This window comes from Roseibium sp. SCP15, assembly GCF_040329435.1.
Classification (GTDB): domain Bacteria; phylum Pseudomonadota; class Alphaproteobacteria; order Rhizobiales; family Stappiaceae; genus Roseibium.
In genome coordinates, this window is record NZ_JBDZYI010000010.1 from 1 (window position 1) to 1,525 (window position 1,525).

1 protein-coding gene is annotated in these 1,525 nt (G+C 62.2%); it reads right to left on the reverse strand.

The features are described from left to right. Window positions 1–1,525: LamG-like jellyroll fold domain-containing protein (locus tag ABLO27_RS27080; RefSeq protein ID WP_353037217.1), on the reverse strand; the 1,525-nt coding region annotated here is incomplete at both ends.

Below are 1,525 nucleotides of genomic sequence, written 5' to 3' on the forward strand. Positions count from 1 at the left end.
CTCGTCAGCATCGGTGCCTTCGGTGTAGGCGGCCCCTGTTGTCAGCTCGCCGTCATGGTTGAAGCCGAACTGCATGGCCAGTGCCTTGAACTCGTCGGAGCCGTGATGGAGCTGCTGGAAGGCGGGCATCAGGTCGTCCTGGGCCAGGGCCGCGAGGGCCTCTGTCTCAAAGGCCGGATCGACTTCGCCTGCAAGGGCAGCCATGTCTTCACCGGCAATCTGCTCGTCGAAGACCATGACATCGGAGATGGTGCCGTTGAACTGCTGGTGGGCGGTGTGGGCATCATCGGAGCGCCAGGCACCGGAAGCCCCGACCAGGAAGGCGCGCTCGTTCATGTCGAGGCCCTGCTTGAACTCCGGCTCGGCCGCCACCAGCTCGCCGTTGAGGTAGACCATCAAGCCATCTTCACCGAAGGTCACCGCCAGGTGGTAGTCGGTGTTCTCCTCGATCTGGGTCGATGGGATCTTGAGATACTCGGTGGTGTCGTCCGACTGCTGGCGGACATAAATGGTGCCGTCCTTGAGCCAGACGGTCAGGTGGCCGCCGTCGTCATACCCCGAGCCATCCTTGGAAAAGAGGGCCTGGGACCCGGAGACATGATCGGCGTTGAAGGTCAGCGCGACCGTTCCGGCGGCAAGGTCCAGCGAAGCCGGATTGCCCGCATCCAGATAATCGCCCTTCTCACCGGAGAACTCGTTGGAACCGGCAATGGCGAAGACTGGCGTCATACCCGTTGGCAACGGCAGATCGCCGACATCAGGCAGGTCCGAGGGCGGTGCGATCTCGCCACGATCCTCACCCATCTCGATGGGCTTGAGGGCTTCCTGGAGATCTGAGATGGAGCGGACGATGCCGTAGGCCGGTTTGGCGGTGGTGGAGATGTCGGTCTGTGTGACGAGATCGCCATAGACGGTGATGGTTCCCAGGTCATCGTTGTTGTGGGCACCGCCGCCCGATCCCTGGTCGGAATAGAGGCTGATCACGGTGTGATCGACAACACCGTCGCCATTGCTGTCGCCATAGGTGATGGAGCGGATCTTGGTGGTGTGACCCTCGATGACGATGCGGTCGCCTTCGTCGCGGTTGAAGTCGGTGATGACGTCATTGCCGATCTGGTCGACCCAGTGGTCGTGGATGTTCTCGTTCTCACCGGCCACGCCATGCCATCTGATGGTGCCGTCATCCTGGGTATGTTCCTCCAGGAAGCGTTCCTTGGCATTGATCAGGGTCTGGAAGTAGAAGACGTCGCCGCCGGACCCACCGGTGAGGACATCGTCTGCCGGGATCGGCTGGTCCGGATAGAGCTTGCCGCCGGACAGTTCATTATAGGGATCGCCTTCGTCGCGGTCCGGGTCATGGGCGACCGGACCCTCGCGTCCGTCTGCCTGTGAGATCAGCAGGTCGTTGCCGGCGCCGCCATTGAGGATGTCCTCGCCATGGCCTCCGTCCAGAACGTCATTGCCGTCACCGCCATTGAGGTCGTCATTGCCGTAGCCACCCTGCAGGACGTCGTTGCCACCGTTG